The following is an 18,113-nucleotide window of genomic DNA, read 5'->3' on the forward strand; positions in this document are numbered from 1 at the left end:
ATTCCCGAATAATTCCGATTACCAATAGGTAATCGGGTCGGGAATGACGGGTAAAACTAATTGGTTTTGGTGAGGGTGACTTGCAGGGTGGGCGGATCAAAACTGATCACCGACAATTTTTCCGGCACCCGGAACATTTCTGCTGTCAGCTTGACCACATTATCTCCACTGGTGGCCTCGCGCAAATCTAAATCTAATACGACGGTGTTGCGATCAGCTTTGTTTAAATCTTCTGCCGGGCCAGCCAGATTTACATTAACAGTGGCCGGGCTCATTGATACAACTTTAAAACCGGGGGTGACATTAACACCGTGTGGCACTAACACCAATTTGCGATTGAAAGGGGAACTGCCGATCTTTACATTAACATTAACTAATTTTTCTCCCACTAGTGACACGCCAGCGGGTACTTCGATCCCGACCTGGTCAGAAAAGTCAGTAGTTTTACCAGTCAAATCAATCCGCGTTGTTGTCACACTGTTAATAGCTTCCAGCCTTTTCACGCTGCTGCGCAGAGTAACAGCCGGCGGGTCAAATGTAACTTCGGCAATCCAATAACCAGCCGGGAGAGATCCGGCAAAAGCCGGGACTAATCCGACGGTTTTAAACATCTCGCCTTTAACGATAGTAACACTGACATTTACCTCTGCGGGATTAAATTTAATATTAGACAGGCTCCGGCCGGCCGTATCGCGCACTTCGGGATTACCCTTGGCCGAATAAGAATTTTGTTTATTAGAAATATCTACCACCACATAGGCTTGTTGCAATGTATTAACTAAATCAGCTGGTCCGATAATAGTTACCTCGCTTGGACTCACGGTCGTATCTTCCAGAGCATAGCCATTGGCCGGAAACCCCTGCGGGTCAATTAGTACCGGTACCGTAACGGCCACTGCCGGAACTATATTTATAGTAATGATCTCTGGCGTGTAGCCAATCAGCCAAACATCTGACACGCCCAAGGTGAGCTGCGGTTTCACGTTATAATTGCCCAACCCCTGCACAAAATCCAAGTCGATGATCGCCTCTAATGATTTAGCGGTTTTCAGCTGATAATATGCCATATTCTTTGCCCGAATGGTGGCCTGAACAGTAGTTAAATCTTCGGCTACTGCCCAGCCAGATTTTAGATTGGTAATTTTAATCGGGACTTCCAAAATAAACGCGTGGTAGCTCAAACTAAACACCGCCAACCATATCAAAATCGCCGCGGAGATGAATAACCCTAACTGGGCTACGGAAGTTAATTTCATAATTAGCCGAGCAAAATTGTCTTAAGTACGCGATCTAAGTTCTTCGGTGCCAATTTGGCATAAGAACTTTTTCTATGCAGAACTGACACATCTTCCTTGTCTTTATGAGTAATTATAATAATTGCTTCGTACTGAGCTGCCACCTGCTGGATGGCGGCATTGCTCAAATTAAAACTGAATCGCTTCGGAGCGTTGGTCGTCAGAGTCGAGCCCGCCGCAACGATTACGCCGTTATCGACCAGCATGGCTCCGGCCGAGAGTTTAGACCGATGCGAAAATATATCCCAGACGAACTCTTTGCTAAATGGGGTGCACAAATAAGTACCTTTCTCGGCTAATTTATCTAAAGGCAAATCGGTTTTTACAATAATCAGAGAGGGGATTTTTGACTTAGCTAATAAAGTAACTGCATCTGTCAGCTCAGTGAGAAATTTCTTAGCATTATATTCGCCGCTGGTTAAATTTTTGCGGGCTAATCTAGCATAGCTAGTTTTTCCATCTAAAATATTTCTAAAATCTTGTTGATAAATCACTCCCAGAGCGATCACCATAACCACAAAACCGATGGCAGAGATATAAAACAACGCTGCCAACCCAAATAATTTAGCTAAAAACATAATCGGAAGAATTCCCAACACCCTTAACAGCATCCGTGATGCGGGCGTATTTTTGACTTTAGACCAGACCCACCATAGCAGTAGCACTACCAGGATTATGTCGATCAATGCTGCCAAATTCAATACGGAAGCTAGGCTAACCCAATTCAAAGCCGCCTCACCCATTAAGGCTTGCCAACCGGACTCTAAATAATGCGCAATAACATCAAACCCCATGTAAAAAATTACCCCACAAATTTCTAGTGACTTCATTATAGCAAACCTCAGTGAACTGCCGCCAATGTTATAATAAAGACAATATCATTTAGAAATAATTTTATTGCTTATGGAGCTTGGATTATTGCTCCGCTCTCGGAAATTCTGGCTAACCGCTGGCGGTGTTTTAATTGTTGGCGGGATAGTTTTTGGCGCTTATCAGGACACGCAAAATAGTCCCGCTAATAATACCTATCAGACTAATTCCATTACTTCCGGCAATGTTTGCCAAGTGGTTGTAACAGACTCTACTTCTGGCAAGCTGATAGCCTTACAAACCAAACTGCTTGATTTAACTAATCAAGGGAAAACCCCTCGAGTTAAGGGAGATTTTTATAATGAATTACTCGGCTATGACATCAAAAAGACCACTCTAAATCTAGCGCCTCCCAATTGGCTGAATTGGTTCTATTACCCTTCTACCAACCTAGGGGACGTCAAAGAATTGAACGGCCTTAATTGTTTGGAAGTATTATCTCTCGATTCAGCTACCAATAAAGGTTGGGGAGAAGAGCGGATTAAAAGCAGGCTCGCCGGAATTGACAAACTAACTAGCCTGACTCAATTAAGTTTAGCTAATTTTACTAAACTAACTGATATTGCTTTTGTGAGTAAATTATCTAAATTGCAACAGTTGGATTTAAGCAACACTGGCATCACTGACGAAAGTTTGGCTGCTGTAAGTGGGCTTAGTAATTTGCATATGCTTAGTTTGGCTAATACTAAAATATCCAATGTAGCACCGCTGGCATCGCTCACGAAAATGCGCTGGCTGGTACTAAGCGGTGCTAAAATTGATGATATTAAACAATTCACAGCGGCACTCAGCAATATGCGCGAACTTCGTCGGCTGGATATGTCCGGAGGGGTTGCTTTTCATTCTTGCCCTGAGTATGTCGAATTTCGTCAAAAGATCTTAGATGCTACTAAAGAATTTGATTTACAAAAACGGGTAGAGATTAATGGCGGACCCATCGGCTGTTGGTAGGTAATTTCTGGATACAAAAAAGCCCCCATTTTATGGGGGCTTGATATTACTCTGCGATCAGTCTCCCCGTTCCTGGGAAGGCCGTGAAAGTGCATCCTGTAATACATCGGCATCAATTATATGTGCGTCAACTGCTCGCATACTTTTGCAAGCCTGATTAGCATACAATCGATTAACTTCTCTAAGCGAAGCGCGCCGCATGACTTCTGCAAGCCAGGTCAGCCGCTTGGTTTCTCGAAGTTGAGCGAGTCTCCTGACTCCTCGAAGCCGATTGTCCCGATCACAGGATAATAATTGCTCGAGGGTAATAGCCATAGTGGCCTCCTTCCTTTATAGGAAATACCCTCTCTAAGATCCTCGTCGAATCCGAATCCTTTTACCTCTCTCTTTCAGATTAGTAGGGTGAGAGAAGATAAATACGGCTAGAAATGCGACCCAAATGAAACGCACCCAATCACCGTGATTGTACTTCTCCCAAAGCCCAATCCCTGAGAGCTGAGGGGGAGTGTCTTCTCTCTTCATTTTATAAACAAGAGATGAAACTTCCTCTTGTACCCCCTCCAAGTCAGCTCCATTCTGAAGACGATTAATAAACTCCTCGGTGATGAGAATCTCTTCATTCCAGCCACGAATTCGCAGCTGGTAAAGAGATTTCTCTAGATAACACACTGTTTCTGCTGCAGTATAGCATTCAATTGCTCGCTCTAATGGGTTAACCACATCAATACCGATTCGGCTGGGAACATATATACACCCAGCAAAACCCATGACAAGTAACCCTAGCATAATAACTCTCCAAGGAATTAATGCTTTCATTTCTTCCTCCGTTCGTCGAGATTCTGGATTTCTAAGAAACTCTATGTCAAATTTACGTATTGTTATTATACTACTCCCCTGCCCTTTTGTCAATGATTTTCCGCTCCCAGAGCTGATTATCTCCTTATAACAACTCTTTACTCCCCTTACAGAAAAACCCCGTGAAAACGGGGTGAAAAAAGAGGCAAAATCAATCTACTATAAATAACGCCAGATGGTAGAACCGATCACCCATAAGGCGACGGCGACTAAAAACGCTTTCAAGACAACGTCTAAAGCGCCAGTGAAAGAATCTTTGTCTTTCATAAAACCACCTCAATTTTGTGGTACAAGATACCTGTAAACTACCATAGAATTCTTTTAACACAAAATCACAGAACTCTTGAATAATTCGCATAACCCCATAGAATAAATGTAGGAGGTGATTTGCGATGACGGCCGAACGACGCTGGTGGGTATTAATTTGGCTAATTATTTTTGCGGCGTGCAACACCGGCTCTTCCGTTACGGCACTAGTTTGGGCGCCGGCTACTGACAGTAATTTAGTATTGAATATCCAACCTCGCTACTTCCAGTTACAGTTAGCGCCAGCCGAACAAACTATAATTAATATTAAAATAACCAATTGGAGCACTACTAGTTGGCGCACCGGAGAATTTTATTTGCAAACTATTCTGCCCAGCCAAGATAATCTTGCTATTGCTCCCGTAATACCGCAGCCGTTATGGTCGGGTGAAGCAACCACCCTGTCTTATAAAACTGCTTGGACACAAATCGGTTTTGGTCAAAGCTTTGATTTTCGACTTCCACTCACTGCCCCCGACGATGCACTGGCTGGTAGCGGCCGCTATCGGTTGTATTTGCAGCCAGTCGTAGCGGGACAAGCTTTATCTGATTTAATTATTGTCGATCTAAAGGTAGGCCATCCTCCCACTTCTTGGTCAGTGCTACCGGAAAAAAGGATTGAAGTGAGTTTAGCCGATCAAACTGCTACTCTTTTTGCAGGACCTTTGGCAGTTGCCAAATTAACTATCTCCAGCGGTAAAACCAACACCGAAACTCCCCCCGGCCGGTATGTCATTAATAAAAAATTGGTTGATGTGCTGTCCGATGCTATCAACTTACAACTGCCTTATTGGATGGAACTGCGGGATCTTAATGGCACCTACGAAGGTTACGGCCTTCATGGCGTCCCCTACCAGCAGGTTAACTCGGCCTATTACCAAGAAGGCAAAACCTATGACGGGTATAAGTATTATTCTGACGGTAAATTATATACCGGGTATAATTTATTAGGCACGCCGATGAGTCAAGGCTGCGTTGTGATGTCGATAAAAAATGCTCAAGCCGTATTTAGTTGGGCCGAGCCAAATAAAACTTTAGTGAACATTCAATAAACAAAGCGCGAGAATTCTCGCGCTTTTTGTGTTATATGCTACTCTTTATAGGAATCCTTGCCAGTAGGCTTAGACTGGATTGAAAATAATTTAACTAAGCCGCCTATAGGAAGTCCCATAATATCTTTGGCATAGACCCACGGTCGGGTCTTGCACTCACGGTTACTACAACGAGTAGCACTTTCTGGATGAGCCGTTATGGCCAAAAGCTGGCCGCATCCAGAACAATGAGCTAGTACAGTATGTCCAACCATGTTGAACCTCCAGCTGTGTTATTTGTCGAGCCATCGCCCAATTCCCCAAACAATTAGAGGGAGGAAAAAGGCAAAAAGTATTAAACTGGCAGGAAATAAATCCATTTGGTAGACAGGCATGTCGTTCCTCCAGAGCCAATCAATATGTAAAGGTACTTACCATAAGACTAGTTTTCACTGAAACAGAAAAATATGGAAAAAATCTAGAAAAACTGGCTTCCAGAGGTAAATAATCAATTTGACAGCCAATTAAATCTGCCTTATATTGGAAGCAGGATAAGTAAAAAAATATGAACTCCAAGGCAATACAACAGATATTACCCACTGTCTATGGGGAATTTTTTGCCAAATGTTCGCTAGTCGCCTCCGCCCCGGGCGATTTTTTTTGGGGCGGCGAACATTGCATACTTTCCGGCGGAATTGGCATCACGCAACATATCCCCTTACGCAGTTACGCCGGATTACGACCGGCCGATAAGCCAGGGTTCTACTTGAAATCTTTTCGACATCATTTGCCCCGTAAAAATGAATTTAGCGAGATAAACCCGCAAAGCTATGACTTTTCAGAGATGACTAAACTCTTATACCAAGAAGCCATTAAAATCTCTCCGCAGGGTACTTTCGTCGGTTATGAGATTTATGGCCTAAGTGAAATACCGATGTCATGCGGACTGAATACCGTAGGCGCCTTTTCGGTCGCTTTAGCCACAGTGTTTTTTATGGCCTTGAAACAGTTAACCTCTGAAGACATTTTGGAATGGTCTCAGATAACCACTTCGCAATTATCTAAAAATACTCGATTTAACCAAATGTTCCGCTTGGCTTGGAAGATTAACTCAATCATTCATGGCAAAACCTACCCCGCCATTCGCACTTTCAGCCCCGCTGCACGCACTGCCTTGCCTATTTTCTGTTGTTCACCTAAAACTACGGACCAAAACAACGTGACAAATGATATAAACCAATTATCATATTGGGGCGGAGATTTATCAGAAATCATCACTAAACAGCACACTCTCAATTGGCCTATAGATATTTTATTGATCAATTCCGGAGAAAACCGCTCCACCGGGTTGACTAGTAACACCACTGGAGAAGTCCGTTATAGTCTGGATGCTGTGGCCCAAGAAATCCAACAACATCTCGAATCGGTAGTTAATGACAAGCGACATAACTTTTTGCATAACATCTCCATTAAAGATTTTCTGTGGTTTAATTATCTGAACGCTTTATCGACAGTAGCAATTGAAATACTAAACTCATTGCACCATGTTTTTAATTTATATAGCGAAGAATCTATTCGTAATTTGTCTCGCGCCGTCCGTAAACACAACTACAGCTTGCGTCTACTAACTTTAACCACACCGCGTATTCAGGAATTGAGCATTGCCATTCGCGACTACACGCAAACTTTTTGCAGTATGAAGGCTGGGATCAAATTAACCGGCGGGGGCCAAGGCGGCGATTTGTTGGTAGTTACTCCCCACGATGACTTAAGAGATAAATTGCCCGGATTAATGGATAGGTTAAAGCAACTAGACCCCAATAAATCTGTGGCGATTGATTATATTTCCTGGGAAGATGGCTTAGAAACTGACGGTGTTAGACTGGAACAGGATTTCGATCAAAAAATTTACTCACCTTGGATATCCAGTAGCTCTTATAAATTGCACCGGTTGGACCGGCAGAGCCAATTGCAAAAAACTTTAATTTCAGAAACAGAATATAGAACTATCAAGCAAACTGCTTCTATTTTGTTGGATAAAATTGAAAAAAGGATTTATATCTGTGGACAAAAACTCACTTCCAAAGAGTTGAAATCAGCTTCTGCCACTATTGAGATAATTGAATTTTTATTGCCTCGGGCCGGCCAAGAAGTTAAAAATATTCATTTACCCGAGTCCATCTATGCCGCTGACCGCAACGAATTCCAAAGCAAGATCATGATCCCCTTAGAAAAGATCTGTAAAAATTGTCCTAACCCGATAGCGGACTTGTTGGAAATTAAAGGAGGGATTACTGATTTTTCTGTGAAATTGCAACCCAACGAGGAAATCAATATTCTCGAAAAGATCAACTAAATAGCCTCTCACCTAATGATTATTCGGTAGTTTTGCCGTCGAATTCTTCGGGTTGGGCAATAGCATCCGCTTTAGTTACCCTGGCTATGCCGTCTTGGTGTTCAGCCGGTGAATAAATAGTATACAGCCGCAGATCTTCGGTGCCAGTGTTGATCACATTGTGTTCTGCTCCGGCTGGAACAATGGCCGCAAATTCCGCCTTGATTTCGTGAACGCTCGCATCGATAACTATTTGTCCTGTTCCTTGTTCAAATCGGAAAAATTGATCAACATTAGGGTGCACCTCTGCACCGATATCCTCGCCTGGCTTTAAACTCATCAAAACTAGTTGGCTGTGGTGCCCAGTATAGAGCACTTTCCTAAAATTAGTATTGGTTTTTGTTTCTTGCCCAATATCTGCAACATATCCTTTCATATATTTACATTTAATTTTATATAATCTTACCGATTAAACCACCTCTAGTATAACAAACAAAAAATAGCGTCGTGAGACGCTATTTAAATTCGAAATCAAAGTACGGTTCCTTTTCTCGAGATCCTCTCGTTTCTACTAAGTCATTTACGTAATATCTGGCAGCGGGAACATTAAACTGACAATATTCCTTGTTGAGCGGGCAAAGATGGCACCAGGAGCTACCAGATTTAGGTTCGGGGTGACTAGGAGTAACCTTAGTTTGACGAGCTTGGTATTCTCCCCGCTTGCTGCTGTTGCCTGGGCTTTTCGAACAACCATTGCGCGAAAGCAACCATATTGCATCGCACAAACGTAGCCAAATTTTGTCGCATTCTTTTTCATGCTGACAGCAATAGTTGTAGGTGACTTCACGGGCGATATCCAAAAAATCTTCTCTTCTGTAGCAGTTTGTTTCTGGAAAACCCTCCAGAATGCGCGTAGACACTAGCACCCGTAGAACATGAAAGTCTACCGGAAGCGGCATATGCCGATAGACCACCAGATTTCGATCCATCAAGAAAAAGGTTATCATGCTAACCATTTTTTCTTGGAACCCCCGAAAACCATAGGCAGGATCAGCATCTTTCTTATTGCTGCGAATGATCTTAGCACAGAGATCAGCGAACTCTCCTTCTTCGACTAATTTACGGGGATCACCGTCCCAGTATTTCGCCAATTTGTGCAAATCATATGACCAGCTTTTAACAGTATCTTCCAATCGAAAGCCTAATCCATTGTTTTTCAACACCTGCCTGAGTTGTTCGCTGTAATCTGCCATCGTAGTTTCCTTAAGCCACGTGCTGGGTTGAAACAACTCCGGACAGACAGCATAAACCCGGAAAAGTGCCTGAATCGCTGTGTGGCTATTTATGCCTCCTTGCATATAGAAACAAGACACAAACCAGAAGATCGCCTCCTCAATGCCTCCTCGTGGCATAACTGTTTCAGATGGAAGATTCTCCTCAAGTTGGGGAGTCCCATTTAGGTTATAAGGATATCTGCCCTGGCGTAACGCCTCCAGCAGTATCCTAAAGATCTCTTCTGCTAATTCATAATTAGCAGATACTGCTGAACGAGTGATGGCCATAGCAGATCGGCCTCCTTCTTATATTTTAGTAATGTGCACACCAAAAAAACGGTGATAAGTTATTGTACCACATCGCCTAAAACTAGCGTGGAAATAAGAAAATCCGATGCCTTATCTTTAGTATATAAAAAAAAGGGGGGCGCTAGGCCCCCCATCTTCGCGATAAGCAAGTAACCATCAACGACAGATCGCCGCATTGACAATCAGGCTGACGTTCCCGCTCCTTCGCAAAGATTGATACTTTTTCCGTTCATAAGATTACCTCCTTTGAACGGTTGCGTTGGCCTCGTTGCGATAATATCTTGTGGATCTTCTATTCCACATGCTGACCCGAGATCATAGTGTCAGTGAGAACTACCACAACGAGCCATTCTGACTTGGCGTTTTTTCATAAACACCTCCGAAGCCAAAAGCTTGATGATTCAATTATAACAAAAACTAAAAGAGGAGCTGAAATGATTCTTCAATAAGAAATTGTTATCTAAATTTTAGTGGTTATCGAGGAAAAACAACTGATCAAGAGTGGTTTTAAGAGCTTTGGCAACATCGTGGGCTAATTTTAGCGATGGGTTGTATTTGCCCTGTTCCAAAAAAACGATGGTTTCTCGGCGCACTCCCGCCCGATAAGCCAATTCTTCTTGGGTGATTTTTAGATGGGTGCGTAATTCTTTAATCCGATTTTTCATAATTTTTACTGTTCGAATGAACTGAGAACTATTATCTAAGATAACTTCTCACTTTGTTCGAATAATAATTATTGGCAAAGCGTGGTCGGCATAGCGGCGGAAGGATGGCCATGTTCTACCCACTCACCGTTACTGCAAATCCAACTATCTTCCCCACTAAATAAGCGAATGCCGACTAGGGTGAAACCGGCAAGTAAAATCAGCCCAAATATAATATAGTAAGTTTTATTTTTAGCGAAACGGATGCGATCGTGGTATTTATACAAAACGGAATAGAGAATCAAAAGCGTGCAAACTGAATAGGCCAATACAAAGGCAACGATTTCAAAAATTGGATTGAGTGCCCGCTCTGCATACAACACAAACATAGCGATAGTTGCTATCCAGCTAAAAATTTGAATGGACCACCGTGCGGCATGGCCGCCGATTTCATAGTCCCGCTCATCCGCTAGTATGCCTTTGACCCTACTGCGCAGATAAAACAGAGTTACTGCCGCTGCAGCTACGATAATGGCCGGAGCTATGTAGTTATTAACAGTCACACTATAGCCAACTATCCCTCCCACTGTTATTGCAGCAATTATCTTTACGACTTGAAACTGTTTGATGGTCATACCTTTTCATGTTAGAAATATATCACTAAGTCCTATGTTAGATATTTCTAACATAGTTGTCAAGTACAGAGTTTTGAAATCATATTATCAACAATTCATTGATGAATCGTCGGGTTTGCGTCAATAGCCCGCCATTGGAGTTTGAGCGTTCTTTCCCTTGATCGAGTATTGGAGCTCGAGCGACAGGTATTCCAAAAATTACCGCTTCGTGAAGCCAGTAACACTGGCGAGAACGGAAAGGTATATTTTTGGTTCTAATACCAAGCGAGAGTGACTACGAGAAGACTTTGGTTACTTTCTTCGGGAAAGTAACAGAAAAAATTTACTTGTCGCGGAGGTGTTTCTTGCGTTCGATCTCGGTCAGATATTGCTTGCGCAAACGGATATCGGTGGGAGTAACTTCTAAAAATTCATCCTCCCGCATTAGCCCGATCGCTTTTTCTAAGGTTAATTCCATCGGCGGAGTGCATCGAATGGCTTCGTCTGTCCCGGATGCCCGCGTATTGGTCAATTGTTTACCTTTAATCGGATTTACCGGCATATCGACCCCCTTGGCGGTGTTCCCGATCACCATGCCTTCATACACTTCCGTGCCAGGTTTGATGTAGAGCGTGCCGCGTTCTTGCAAATTATTTAACGCATACCCTAGCGCCTTGCCGGTTACCATTGAGGTCATCGAACCCAGCTCAGTTTTAACAATATCGCCAGCATATGGTCGAAAATCCAAAAACATCGAAGTGAGAATTCCTTTGCCTTTTGTATCTACGACAAATTCGTTGCGATAGCCTAACAATCCGCGGGTAGGCACATCAAACAACATTCTGATTTCGCCATTTTCTATCCCCATATTGGTCATATTGCCTTTGCGTTTGCCTAATTTCTCAATCACGACTCCAGAAAATTCTTCGGGCACCAAGACGGACACTTCTTCGAACGGCTCTGACTTTTTCCCATTCTCCTCTTTAAAAATTACTTCGGGCTGAGACACAGCTAATTCATAACCTTCTCGGCGCATATTCTCAATCAAAACTGCCAAATGTAACTCACCGCGGCCGCTGACTTTGAACTTAGCATCCATAAAATCCACCTTGAGGCCGACATTCACTTGTAATTCTTTTTCTAATCTTTCTTTAATCTTGCGCGAAGTCAAAAACTTGCCCGACTGACCGGCAAAGGGAGAGGTATTCACAAACATATATAAAGACAAGATCGGCTCGTCGATGGCGATCGCTGGCATCGGTTCTGTTTTGTCGCTATCCAATAAAGTTTGACCGATATAAATATCGGGAAGACCGGCTAACATTACGATATCACCAGCGCTGGCTTCTGCCACTTCTTTTTTCGCCATTCCCTCAAAGGTATATAGTTTACTGACCTTGCCGGTAAATACATTGCCATTAGCGTCTTTCACAAATACTTTTTGAGCATCCCGAACCGTGCCTTCATAAATCCGGCAAATCCCCATGCGACCCAAAAAATTATCGTATGCCAAATTAAATACCTGCATCCGGAGCGGTTTGGCCGCTAAATTATCGCCCGAAGCAGCCGGGACTTGGGCTAAAATAGTATCTAAAATCGGGGTGAGATCGGTAGCTTCGTCATCCATACTCTTTTTGGCCACCCCATCCCTACCGACGGCATAAATAGTTTCGAAATTAAATTGATCGTCGGTCGCCCCTAAATCTAGAAACAACTCACAAACCGCTTCGGCTGCTGTCTGCACATTCGCTGCCGGCTTATCAATTTTGTTCAACACTAAAATCGGCTTCAGCCCTAATTCCAGAGATTTTTTGAGCACAAACTTAGTTTGCGGCATTGGCCCTTCGGCGGCATCCACTACTAGTAGCACCGAATCGACTGAGCGCAGCACCCGCTCGACTTCCGAACCGAAATCAGCATGGCCGGGGGTATCTAAGATATTGATTTTAGTTACGGGACGCCCTGAGCTTGCCGAAGGGTAGAAGACGGAGGTATTTTTGGAATAGATCGTAATCCCCCGCTCGCGCTCTAAATCATTGGAATCCATCGATACGTCACCCTCCGTCATTCCGGTTTGCTTTAAAATAGCATCCGTCAGAGCGGTTTTGCCGTGATCGACATGCGCAATAATAGCGATATTTCTAATTTCCATGTCCAGAGCAATTAACTAATAAAAGTCAGGGCTTTTCCAAGGCAAATACCCCGGCCAGTCCGACCAATCCGGTGAATATAATCTTCACGAGATTCAGGCAATTCGTAATTGATCACATGGCTAACATTACTAATATCCAATCCCCGAGCGGCCACATCGGTGGCCACTAAAACCTGGACGGCACCCTCCTTAAACTGCTTCAGCGACCGCTGCCGACCACCATGACTTTTATTACCATGAATTGATTCGACTTTAATCCCCCGAGCCAATAAAACTTTAGAAAGCTTTTCTACTCCATGTTTGGTCCGGCCGAACACTAAGACTTTTTTGTAGGTGGGATCTTGCAATAAATCGTGCAAAACATCTACCCGATCTCGACCCCGGAGTTGCACTATATCTTGTTCGATGTTGGTCGGAGTGGTTTGGGTGTCCACTGAAACGGTCATGGGTTCATGTAAAAATTCATCAATCAATTTTTTGATCGTTGACGACATAGTAGCAGAGAAAAACAGAGTCTGCCTCGGTTGGGGCATTTTTGATATGACGAACCGGATGCTTTTAATAAATCCCATATCCAGCATGCAATCGGCCTCGTCTAAGACAATAGTTTTAACATCATCAAGTCTTAAGACGCCGCGTTGCATCAAATCCAACACCCGTCCCGGTGTACCAATCACAAATTGGTGATGAAGACGCAACTCGCGAATTTGTGGGTTAATATTTGTACCACCAACACAAACGACGGAATGCATTCCAAGATTATAAGTGAAACTTTTAAATTCTTGATTAATTTGTAGGGCGAGTTCACGCGTTGGCGTCAGAATTAAGATCCGCTCATGGCGTTGATGATTGATTTTATGGATCAGTGGCAATAAAAAAGCAGCCGTTTTGCCAGTGCCAGTATTGGCCATACCCACTACATCACGGCCCGCCATAATAAAAGGGATCGTCTTGTCTTGGATGGGAGTTGGATTTGAATAGCCTTTCTTATTAACAATTTCCTCCAACACTTTATCTAATCCAAAATCTGTGAACTGATGTTCGGGATGAAACTCAGTCACAATTTGTTTAGCTGTTGTTTTATTAATAAAGGAGTCTATATTGAGAGTTGACTTCCCTGCCGAGCGGGAAAAATTACTGCGTCCGCCCCGAGCCCCGCTTTGCCCAAAAGCTGGCTTTTGAGCCACTGTCCTACTAAAATAATTACTCTTGGAGCGACCAAATTTGGATTTACCAAAACCGCTACTCCTTGAAGAGGAACGGCTGGATGAAGTTGAGTTATTGGAATGGTGGAACATAGAGTCTTAATTAGTTTAGATAAGCCTGACTGTATCAATTAAATACAGCCCCATTAAAGAGGCCGGCCTACCTTTTAATCGTACCGCACTACTATATCCTAAATTAGGCTCTGTGTCAACAAAAACCACTATTACCGATCTGCAAATAGTATGCCTACATAGGAGAAACGGCTCAACAACCGCTGTTGTTGAGCCGTTTTCAATTTCGTTTACTTTCAGCGTTAAACGGTGTTTAGATTAACTGAATAAATATCCGGATGTGCTTCTAGGGCTCGCCAAATATTTTCCAAGTATCCGTTAGAAACCAGGGTATCATATCTTACGTTTGGATCAATTTTATACCCTTGTTGTCTAAGATAATTCGCAGTGTATTTTCCAATGTCATCTCCTGGATCTATTATCCGCATCTTTCCAATATCATCACCTGGATCGATAATTCTTAAAATCCAAGAGGGCACATCGGCTGAATATTTTGCTTCAACTTGTAAACCATATTGCTCGGCAATTTGGGCAATTCTGTATAGCGGCACCCGGTCCTTCAATCGAACGATCAGCTCACCTCTTCTGCCTGCTATATAATCATAATTACCGTATTTTTCTTTGTTTATGTTTTGATATAACACTGTCTCATTGGTTGGTAACTGCTGAGAAATATCATAATCTTTTGGTACCAAAGCAGAATATGCCAAAATTTTGGTTATAAAATTATAGCCAAAATAACCAACAATAATTACAACCAAGATCAGAGCAATACCCTGGGCGCTCCGAATCTCTAATTTGTTTCGCTTCTTCATAATGAATTGCAATTAATAATTAATAACGCCTTTATTATATTTTACCAGATATATCAACGGCTATAGGATATAAAAAAACAAGGGCGCAAATAAAGCGCCCTGGATTGTTCCGGCTAACAGGTCCGCACCCTAAATATTACTTCTCGGATAATATTGACTAGGATCATCCGCCCCCTCATCGATCTTAGAGATTTCGAGTTCAAATCTCTGATCACCATCATCAGATTTACTCTCGATGAACTGGATAATAGTGACCAATTCCAGCAGAGTCATTTCTGATGCGTTGGCACCCATCTTTAATCTCAACACATCCGCGTCTTCGCCCAGTATGGATGCTATTTCGTTAATCTCGTCATCATCGAAGGCGAATTCTTCATAATACTGGTTATTCCACCAGTGACCGGGGTATAAGGCATATCCCCCCACATTAACTCCGACAAGGAATAAATTCCTCACTTCCCGAATATCAGGTTTATCAGCTAGGGCACAGGTTCTCAATGTGCACCTCCTTAATAGAGATTTCTACTGCAAGTTTACTACATTTTGGGGATGGCCGGCGGCAAATTGTTCTACATTGGAAATAAAGGCTTCCCAACGGGCAACATCAGCTTCTTTGGTTCTAAAACCAATGGGTGGGTAGACAACAACATTAGGCGTCTTAAGTAATGCCTCTGCTGACTCCGCATCCATACTGTCCGAATGATCTAGAATACACACTATCTCACCTTTTTCGGCCATATCCACAATCGCTTCCATATCAGTTAGTTTGGATGGGGCAGTATTAACCAATATGCACCCTGGTTTTAAAAGATTGATCTTGTCTCGGGTAATAATTCTCTCCGTCTGATCGTTGAGAGCCAGATTCAGAGATATAACATCACTTTGTACCAGTACTTCATCTAATTCCTTTCTGACGGCTCCTAATTGATTGATGGCCGGTTTATCGTTCCGATCGAAATAGATTACTTTCATCCCGATGCCTAGTCCGATTTCCGCAACTCGGGAACCAATTCTGCCAGCGCCAATTACCCCGAGAGTTTTGCCTTTTAATTCCCCACCCATAAATTTGTCAAAACTATAATCGCCAGATCGGGCTTGTTGCTTAGCTCTTTCTAGATCTCTGATGTGTTCGAATAGAATTGCGAAGACAAATTCGGCCACAGCTTCGGTGGAATATCCGCCGAGATTACAAACTACAATGCCTTTTTGTTTGGTATATTCAATATCTATTTTGTCGAATGAGGTCGCCAGCACCCCGATGTATTTAAGATTGGGTGCAGCATCAATAGTTGACTTATCAATTTTGGTAAAAATCCTGCAGAAAATTATATCCGCAGTAGCTAATACGCCTGGATTCTTTAGCTCGTCGCTAGAAACAAACTCATAAGCCGAAACTAACTGCTTTAATCTATCTAAAACTAAAGCCGGAACATCCGCTTGGTTGAAATCTACAAATAGCGCTTTAGAAAACATATTTAGCGGGCTAGGAACTGGAAGGCTTGATAGATCAGAAAGGCCGGCCAGACCAGGGCCTTCAGAAAACCGAGCACCCCCATACCAAAACTGGTAGCAGTGCTAATGAAATAGACTGCCGCTCCGATCAACCCCAAACCATAAACAGCACTAGAAACTGGGTGTGGACACATTGTGTTTTTCATACCCTTATTTTACCAGATGTTCCAATGGCTAGGATATATAAAAATAAGCCACCCTTTCGGGTGGCGTTGTATGTGCAAATTAATAAGTGTTTATTAAACCATGTGCTGAAGGAAAAAATCAACTTTTGATTTCATAATCCTGGTAACGTTTGGGCCGTAAATAGCCAATATATTCCCATCGGTGTCAACAACAGAAAATGACCTTTTCTTCATCTCACATTTGAAACCTTCTTCTTCCAAGGCCTGCTTGAGTGCTTGCAAGTCACGTTTCTCTGCATAACTCACACAAATGAGTAATTCCCATTCTTTGCCTTCTTTTGTTGCGGTCACTATATCCTTAATGGGTGGTTCGGCGATGTATATATTCCTGATGTGGCTAGGAAGTACTCCTTCTTTAAATCCATATCCAATATATCCGCTATTCCTCACAACATCGCTCGTTTCCACTTCTTCTCCATTAAAGAAAAGTTGGAAATGTTTTTCGCTCAGCATGACCAAGAAAGCCTTGAGAGCCTCTTTAGCGCTAACAACATTGCTTAGGTCAATAATTATCGGTGTGCACATGGCACTCTCCATGGGTCATATAGACCCGCTATTTTTATTCTGAAAATAGCAAACAGAAATTTTCAAGGTTATATTTTTATCATATATCAAAAAACACTTTTTGTCAATGATTTTATGCTCTGGGAGCTACTTTTCCAGATATGACAAACTCGGCGACACTTATGGGAATCCCCCCAAAGGAGTAAAAACGAGGGACTTTTTAAGCTATTTTTGCCTCTACGATTGGTGATTGTGAAACTCCGGATGTCGGGATTGACCCAACGGCTAAAGATGGGATTTCTTGCTCCGCGAGAAAGGGTTGAGCCATTTTCTGCATGAGATCATATATGTAATCCACGGGTATTGCAATTGAATAACCAGAATTTTGTAGAGTCTTGTTCAACAATCCCGGAAATTTTTTGTTTTCCCAGATATCCACGAAAGGGACAAACTGTACTACGATCCCTATTAGATGAATGCAATGAGCTTCATAATTAATTTCAAGCACCAGCCCTCCACTGTTACCGCCATAAACTGGACAATCCAATATAAGGGTCCTATTAAGAAGATTCTTTCCTGCGACTATACCCTTCCTTGCCAGTGGAAAATCGGGATCTATTTGTTTTTCTACCCCCACCGAAGATGGGTACCCTAATACAAAAATATCGTTAGTAATTTCCACACTATCAAATTTTCTAGATCCATCCATATCATAATTTACGATGGAACCTTCAGAATCCTGTACTTTAGTAATACCTGTCGAAAATTTAACACCCTTATTATCATCATTTAGATAACCCAATTTTAATATGACCAGGTCTACAGAGTCGTGCACGAGAAGATTCTTGTCTTTTGTTACTTGCTGGACGTCTACTTCATAGATCCGAGGTATATCAGAAATTTTTTCTTTCGACAGTGTATAACAGAGGATTCTGAGCTTATCCCCGTAAGCCACAGAGGCTTTAGTAACGAGGTCTTCTTGGTACAGTACATGCTTAGCAGTCACTAAATATATATTTGATTTATAGCTGATAAAAAATCCCGACCCGGAAGAGATGCCGATCACTAGACGAATAGGGTAATTTAAATTATTTAGCGGTAATTTCATAAATTCTATTTTTGCTTGGCAGACCATATGGGTTCATAACCTTTGACCAAAGGAGATAATAAGACAGTATATAGGT

General features: G+C 42.5%; 18 protein-coding genes. 3 read left to right on the forward strand and 15 right to left on the reverse strand.

Features of this window, described 5'->3' with window-relative positions; translation table 11 throughout:
• Positions 1 to 56 precede the first annotated feature (56 nt).
• A complete protein-coding gene (locus WC805_01160) occupies positions 57 to 1,256 on the reverse strand; it encodes a CdaR family protein (GenBank protein ID MFA5967112.1) in 1,200 nt (399 codons plus the stop codon).
• A 2-nt stretch (positions 1,257 to 1,258) separates the two neighbouring features.
• Positions 1,259 to 2,125 carry a diadenylate cyclase gene (locus tag WC805_01165; protein ID MFA5967113.1) on the reverse strand — a complete coding sequence of 289 codons (867 nt, stop codon included), beginning with the start codon at positions 2,123 to 2,125 and terminating at the stop codon, positions 1,259 to 1,261.
• A gap of 73 nt (positions 2,126 to 2,198) precedes the next feature.
• On the opposite strand from WC805_01165, the gene WC805_01170 reads away from it, so the two are divergent.
• Complete coding sequence (locus WC805_01170; protein MFA5967114.1) at positions 2,199 to 3,116, forward strand: leucine-rich repeat domain-containing protein; 918 nt, start codon at positions 2,199 to 2,201, stop codon at positions 3,114 to 3,116.
• A gap of 348 nt (positions 3,117 to 3,464) precedes the next feature.
• On the opposite strand, the gene WC805_01175 is transcribed toward WC805_01170, so the two are convergent.
• Positions 3,465 to 3,932 (reverse strand): hypothetical protein, encoded by a 468-nt coding sequence (locus WC805_01175; protein MFA5967115.1) that lies wholly within the window; start codon positions 3,930 to 3,932, stop codon positions 3,465 to 3,467.
• A gap of 431 nt (positions 3,933 to 4,363) precedes the next feature.
• Between WC805_01175 and WC805_01180 the strand changes: the two genes are divergently transcribed.
• Both WC805_01180 and WC805_01185 read left to right on the forward strand, forming a co-directional pair.
• Positions 4,364 to 5,329: a L,D-transpeptidase gene (locus tag WC805_01180; protein MFA5967116.1), complete on the forward strand. Its 966-nt coding sequence runs from the start codon at positions 4,364 to 4,366 to the stop codon at positions 5,327 to 5,329.
• A 544-nt stretch (positions 5,330 to 5,873) separates the two neighbouring features.
• Positions 5,874 to 7,664, forward strand: a complete 1,791-nt coding sequence (locus WC805_01185; protein MFA5967117.1) for a hypothetical protein — start codon at positions 5,874 to 5,876, stop codon at positions 7,662 to 7,664.
• A gap of 19 nt (positions 7,665 to 7,683) precedes the next feature.
• On the opposite strand, the gene WC805_01190 is transcribed toward WC805_01185, so the two are convergent.
• From WC805_01190 to WC805_01245, 12 genes are all read right to left on the reverse strand, one after another.
• The gene (locus WC805_01190; protein ID MFA5967118.1) at positions 7,684 to 8,079 is read right to left on the reverse strand and encodes a cupin domain-containing protein; all 396 of its coding nucleotides are present in this window, start codon (positions 8,077 to 8,079) and stop codon (positions 7,684 to 7,686) included.
• A 79-nt stretch (positions 8,080 to 8,158) separates the two neighbouring features.
• Positions 8,159 to 9,205 (reverse strand): hypothetical protein, encoded by a 1,047-nt coding sequence (locus WC805_01195; GenBank protein ID MFA5967119.1) that lies wholly within the window; start codon positions 9,203 to 9,205, stop codon positions 8,159 to 8,161.
• A 488-nt stretch (positions 9,206 to 9,693) separates the two neighbouring features.
• Positions 9,694 to 9,891: a helix-turn-helix transcriptional regulator gene (locus tag WC805_01200; GenBank protein MFA5967120.1), complete on the reverse strand. Its 198-nt coding sequence runs from the start codon at positions 9,889 to 9,891 to the stop codon at positions 9,694 to 9,696.
• Positions 9,892 to 9,959: 68 nt separating this feature from the next.
• Positions 9,960 to 10,505, reverse strand: a complete 546-nt coding sequence (locus tag WC805_01205; protein ID MFA5967121.1) for a DUF2178 domain-containing protein — start codon at positions 10,503 to 10,505, stop codon at positions 9,960 to 9,962.
• Positions 10,506 to 10,827: 322 nt separating this feature from the next.
• Positions 10,828 to 12,636 (reverse strand): translational GTPase TypA, encoded by a 1,809-nt coding sequence (gene typA, locus WC805_01210; protein MFA5967122.1) that lies wholly within the window; start codon positions 12,634 to 12,636, stop codon positions 10,828 to 10,830.
• Positions 12,637 to 12,647: 11 nt separating this feature from the next.
• On the reverse strand, positions 12,648 to 13,934 hold the full coding sequence (locus tag WC805_01215; GenBank protein ID MFA5967123.1) for a DEAD/DEAH box helicase: 1,287 nt from the start codon (positions 13,932 to 13,934) through the stop codon (positions 12,648 to 12,650).
• A gap of 221 nt (positions 13,935 to 14,155) precedes the next feature.
• Entirely contained in the window at positions 14,156 to 14,728 is a 573-nt protein-coding gene (locus tag WC805_01220) for a hypothetical protein (protein MFA5967124.1), read from the reverse strand.
• Between the two features lie 129 nt (positions 14,729 to 14,857).
• The gene (locus WC805_01225) at positions 14,858 to 15,226 is read right to left on the reverse strand and encodes a hypothetical protein (GenBank protein ID MFA5967125.1); all 369 of its coding nucleotides are present in this window, start codon (positions 15,224 to 15,226) and stop codon (positions 14,858 to 14,860) included.
• Positions 15,227 to 15,250: 24 nt separating this feature from the next.
• The gene (locus WC805_01230) at positions 15,251 to 16,201 is read right to left on the reverse strand and encodes an NAD(P)-dependent oxidoreductase (GenBank protein MFA5967126.1); all 951 of its coding nucleotides are present in this window, start codon (positions 16,199 to 16,201) and stop codon (positions 15,251 to 15,253) included.
• Between the two features lie 2 nt (positions 16,202 to 16,203).
• Entirely contained in the window at positions 16,204 to 16,386 is a 183-nt protein-coding gene (locus WC805_01235; GenBank protein MFA5967127.1) for a hypothetical protein, read from the reverse strand.
• Between the two features lie 93 nt (positions 16,387 to 16,479).
• A complete protein-coding gene (locus WC805_01240; protein ID MFA5967128.1) occupies positions 16,480 to 16,950 on the reverse strand; it encodes a hypothetical protein in 471 nt (156 codons plus the stop codon).
• A gap of 199 nt (positions 16,951 to 17,149) precedes the next feature.
• Positions 17,150 to 18,064, reverse strand: coding sequence for a trypsin-like peptidase domain-containing protein (locus WC805_01245; protein ID MFA5967129.1), 915 nt, complete (start codon positions 18,062 to 18,064; stop codon positions 17,150 to 17,152).
• Positions 18,065 to 18,113: the final 49 nt, after the last annotated feature.

This window comes from Patescibacteria group bacterium (assembly GCA_041659905.1).
Classification (GTDB): domain Bacteria; phylum Patescibacteriota; class Kazan-3B-28; order Kazan-3B-28; family UBA10110; genus UBA10110.

Bases quoted from the DNA above. Each gene is read 5' to 3' on its own strand.
- WC805_01160 (MFA5967112.1), bottom strand. From the start codon at position 1,256: ATGAAATTAACTTCCGTAGCCCAGTTAGGGTTATTCATCTCCGCGGCG.
- WC805_01165 (MFA5967113.1), bottom strand. From the start codon at position 2,125: ATGAAGTCACTAGAAATTTGTGGGGTAATTTTTTACATGGGGTTTGAT.
- WC805_01170 (MFA5967114.1), top strand. From the start codon at position 2,199: ATGGAGCTTGGATTATTGCTCCGCTCTCGGAAATTCTGGCTAACCGCT.
- WC805_01175 (MFA5967115.1), bottom strand. From the start codon at position 3,932: ATGAAAGCATTAATTCCTTGGAGAGTTATTATGCTAGGGTTACTTGTC.
- WC805_01180 (MFA5967116.1), top strand. From the start codon at position 4,364: ATGACGGCCGAACGACGCTGGTGGGTATTAATTTGGCTAATTATTTTT.
- WC805_01185 (MFA5967117.1), top strand. From the start codon at position 5,874: ATGAACTCCAAGGCAATACAACAGATATTACCCACTGTCTATGGGGAA.
- WC805_01190 (MFA5967118.1), bottom strand. From the start codon at position 8,079: ATGAAAGGATATGTTGCAGATATTGGGCAAGAAACAAAAACCAATACT.
- WC805_01195 (MFA5967119.1), bottom strand. From the start codon at position 9,205: ATGGCCATCACTCGTTCAGCAGTATCTGCTAATTATGAATTAGCAGAA.
- WC805_01200 (MFA5967120.1), bottom strand. From the start codon at position 9,891: ATGAAAAATCGGATTAAAGAATTACGCACCCATCTAAAAATCACCCAA.
- WC805_01205 (MFA5967121.1), bottom strand. From the start codon at position 10,505: ATGACCATCAAACAGTTTCAAGTCGTAAAGATAATTGCTGCAATAACA.
- typA (MFA5967122.1), bottom strand. From the start codon at position 12,636: ATGGAAATTAGAAATATCGCTATTATTGCGCATGTCGATCACGGCAAA.
- WC805_01215 (MFA5967123.1), bottom strand. From the start codon at position 13,934: ATGTTCCACCATTCCAATAACTCAACTTCATCCAGCCGTTCCTCTTCA.
- WC805_01220 (MFA5967124.1), bottom strand. From the start codon at position 14,728: ATGAAGAAGCGAAACAAATTAGAGATTCGGAGCGCCCAGGGTATTGCT.
- WC805_01230 (MFA5967126.1), bottom strand. From the start codon at position 16,201: ATGTTTTCTAAAGCGCTATTTGTAGATTTCAACCAAGCGGATGTTCCG.
- WC805_01235 (MFA5967127.1), bottom strand. From the start codon at position 16,386: ATGAAAAACACAATGTGTCCACACCCAGTTTCTAGTGCTGTTTATGGT.
- WC805_01240 (MFA5967128.1), bottom strand. From the start codon at position 16,950: ATGTGCACACCGATAATTATTGACCTAAGCAATGTTGTTAGCGCTAAA.
- WC805_01245 (MFA5967129.1), bottom strand. From the start codon at position 18,064: ATGGTCTGCCAAGCAAAAATAGAATTTATGAAATTACCGCTAAATAAT.